The organism is Acinetobacter sichuanensis, assembly GCF_003024515.2.
GTDB lineage: Bacteria > Pseudomonadota > Gammaproteobacteria > Pseudomonadales > Moraxellaceae > Acinetobacter > Acinetobacter sichuanensis.
The window spans coordinates 1-3,070 of the sequence record NZ_PYIX02000108.1 but is presented as its reverse complement, the minus strand read 5'-3'; the positions used below and the strand labels follow the sequence as shown (position 1 = coordinate 3,070).

Genomic DNA, 3,070 nt, shown 5'->3' with positions numbered 1-3,070 from the left:
ACTGTTTCCAATAAATTGTTGAATAATATTGGGCAATTCCATCAAGTTTTCCTTTTATTCAGCATTAAAACCCCGCAAATGCAAGGCCTAGTAAATAGATGATCTTAATTTGGTTCACTGTAGCAAAAATATGGGGCGAATTCAAAACTGGTTCAATAGCCTAAGCAGAAAAAGGAGTATTTGATTATCCGCACTACTATACTTCCTAAAAAAAAATGCTCTCAACTTCTCAACTCGTACCCAAAGCGTCGCACTTCGTGCTTTGGCTTTGGAAACGGTTGAGAGAGTTTCGGCAATACTCTCCCTAAAGGCGGTCATTTAAAAAAATGACGCATCCTTTAAGTATTGCCGATTTACCGCATATTCTTTTGGCTTCGGAGCCACGTATATCGGTCGTATCCGCACATAGCTTTGCAAACTATGCAGACAAGGACTAAAGGTCTTGCACCTCTCCCCACACGCTCCCTGTCGAAGTATGGCGGTATCTCTGCGAGGGTTTCCCCAACATACAACTTAACCAACCTATACAACTACTCTTAACGCTCCGCTTTTGTGAGATTCCCCTGTAGCGGTTTAGCCTTTCGACTATCGCTACGTTGCACCAGTGACACTTATTCCCTCCACATGCAACGCATGCCAATCCGTAAAACGGACACGCAGGAGCAGGCAAAGCTCGATCTAGGATGCTTATTTGATGATTTAAAACACGGATTAACGAAGACTTATCATTTTGAGTCTTGATCTAAACACTGTTTATTGTGAAAATAGAGTTCAGGTACAAGCCTTTGTGTGAAATCTGCACGAGTTGGTAGCTCTGCTGATCTTCGTTACTTGATGTTCCACCATCAAATAACTGCGTACCGCTGAATATAAAGCGAAAGCCCATTGAGTTGCAAGATTCAATGGGCTTTTTCTTTGATCAATCAGATATTAAGACAAAAAAGAGAGGTCATATCTAATCATGACTAAATCCCTAATCAAGCACGTTTCAATGCCATAATATGGCGAACCATATCGTTAATATGTTGTTTTGTTTCATTATCTTGTGAACTTAACCATGCAACTACATCAGCATCAAAAGCCTGTGCTTGAGCTATGGTATGGCGTTCCTGTAATTTCTTCACAAAGCTAGGTTTAACCAATGGCGCATTGGTAGGGTCAAAATTTTTATAGCGTTCTAGTTCATTTTGCATTGCTGTACCTCCGCTTTTGGTGATGTGATGGTTCAAATGCAGTGATTATTCTCGCAACATCTCCACGTTCAACCCAAACCACTGTTAATAGTCTACCACGATTGCTTAAACCGACTGATATTAGTCGTTGTTCATCATAGTGTCCTACATCCTCAAAAGAGATCAATGCAGGATCAAGGAAAATACTACAGACCTCCTCGAACGTGATTTCTCGCCCTCGATAGACTAAATCCATTTTTTGGTCATGCCATTCAAATAACAAGCCGTAATATTCAATTAATGGCATGATTACCTCTTTTCCTCTCGTGAAATAAAAAATATGCCTATTATTTTGGGTCTATGACACAAAAATCTCCATTTTTTCCATATCCGCACTGCTTTTTCATCACACGAACACACGGTTTAGATTCCTCTCCAACAGTACAGCTTCCAATATCAAACTGGATACCTTGCTGTCTTAAGCTCTCGATCTGAGGGATATTTTCTAAAGGTTTGATATAAACACTGAATAACCAAATGATGCCAAGCATCAGAATAGCGAAAATGCCTAAAATAATGGTGATGATTTTCCATGAAAATTGATCACTAGTTGATTCAATCGAGTTTTTTAAATGTCCAAGTGCCTTAGCGGTCTTGATAAGCTCTGCTGTACCCTCCTGTAAGCCCGTATTTAGCGATTTTGATACAGTGCTATGGGTTTGCTCTGCGATGACCTTCTGAATGTGTTCTTTCGTGATTTGAAGCTCTTTAACGGCCTGATTGACTAGGTTCTGCTGTTGTTCTGCAACTGCCATCAGTGCATATAACTTTTTTTCATCAGGTGTCATCGGCTCATCCCTCTAAACTTCATTGTTTTCTGTTGCTCTCGTTCTAATTTCTGCTGTTCTTTGTACTGCTGTAAGGCAAGCTGTTTAAAGCTGGCAAAATCAGCCTTAAAACTCTCAATGCCCTGTTTAATTTCTTTGTCTGAGATAGGGCTGTTTTTGAGGTCTTTCAGGTCGTTTTTAGGGTCGCCTAAATCTAGTCGCTCAAGCTCTTTATAGGCTGTACGTGACTGTTGCAAGGCTTCCCTGATTTCAGGGTCTTTGGCTTGGCTTGGTAAGAGTTTCTTTTCAGGGTCTTTCTCTATGCCTTGCTCTTTGTAGCTTCGCATATCAATACGGCTGTCAATTTGGTGTTTTTCCAAATGGCTATTGCATAAATCCGCCCACCTTTGGCGTAGGTCTTTAATATCAGTTTTTCGTTCCTGGTAACTCTTGCCTGTATTGTCTTTTTTAGCTCCGCCACGTTCAGGATTCTTGCTGTTATAGCGTTTGAAATATTGCTCTGGATCTCGTTCGATTCCATCTTGCAGACGTTCATTAAACATGAGGTGGATGTGGGGCTGATCGTTGCCGTCCATTGCTTTAGGGTTATGAATTGCAAACTGATACGGATATTTTGAGCCAATTTCAGACTGAATAAAGTCTTCAACCAGTTCTAGGCGTTGCTCAGCATTCATCTCTCTAGGCAGGGCAATTTCATATTCTCGATAGGTACTGCCATTTTTACGCTCGTAAAGGTCGGCTGCTTGCCAAAAGGTAATCGGATTATGTTCAGCCCATTTCGGCATATTTCCATAGTCACTATGTTCAAGGTCGGATTGTTCCTGTTTCAGCTTTTTTTCTTCGTCCCGATCAATATATTCGGCATGCGGTGCTGCCTTACCTGCCTTACCAACTTTCACACTTAAACGAGCTATCGCCATTAGGTTTTTTCCTGTGCCTTTTTTCGGTCTAGTTCTTTCTTAAATGTTCTTTGATCGAGTATCGAAGCCCACATCATAATGATGATAATTAGCGGTGCTGCGATCACGCCAAAACTAATATCTTTGATTT

The 3,070-nt window shown here is 40.9% G+C and carries 4 protein-coding genes; all 4 read right to left on the bottom strand.

What is annotated here, in order from left to right:
- Positions 1 to 977 precede the first annotated feature (977 nt).
- From C9E89_RS22010 to C9E89_RS21995, 4 genes are read right to left on the bottom strand one after another with little or no spacing between them, the layout of a single operon-like run.
- On the bottom strand, positions 978 to 1,193 hold the full coding sequence (locus tag C9E89_RS22010) for a hypothetical protein (RefSeq protein ID WP_002011639.1): 216 nt from the start codon (positions 1,191 to 1,193) through the stop codon (positions 978 to 980).
- Entirely contained in the window at positions 1,183 to 1,479 is a 297-nt protein-coding gene (locus C9E89_RS22005; protein WP_002011632.1) for a BrnT family toxin, read from the bottom strand. Before C9E89_RS22005 ends, C9E89_RS22010 begins: the two co-directional genes overlap by 11 nt.
- A 40-nt stretch (positions 1,480 to 1,519) precedes the next feature.
- Positions 1,520 to 2,020 carry a hypothetical protein gene (locus C9E89_RS22000; protein WP_025464991.1) on the bottom strand — a complete coding sequence of 167 codons (501 nt, stop codon included), beginning with the start codon at positions 2,018 to 2,020 and terminating at the stop codon, positions 1,520 to 1,522.
- Positions 2,017 to 2,940, bottom strand: coding sequence for a MobA/MobL family protein (locus C9E89_RS21995; RefSeq protein WP_002011644.1), 924 nt, complete (start codon positions 2,938 to 2,940; stop codon positions 2,017 to 2,019). Before C9E89_RS21995 ends, C9E89_RS22000 begins: the two co-directional genes overlap by 4 nt.
- Positions 2,941 to 3,070: the final 130 nt, after the last annotated feature.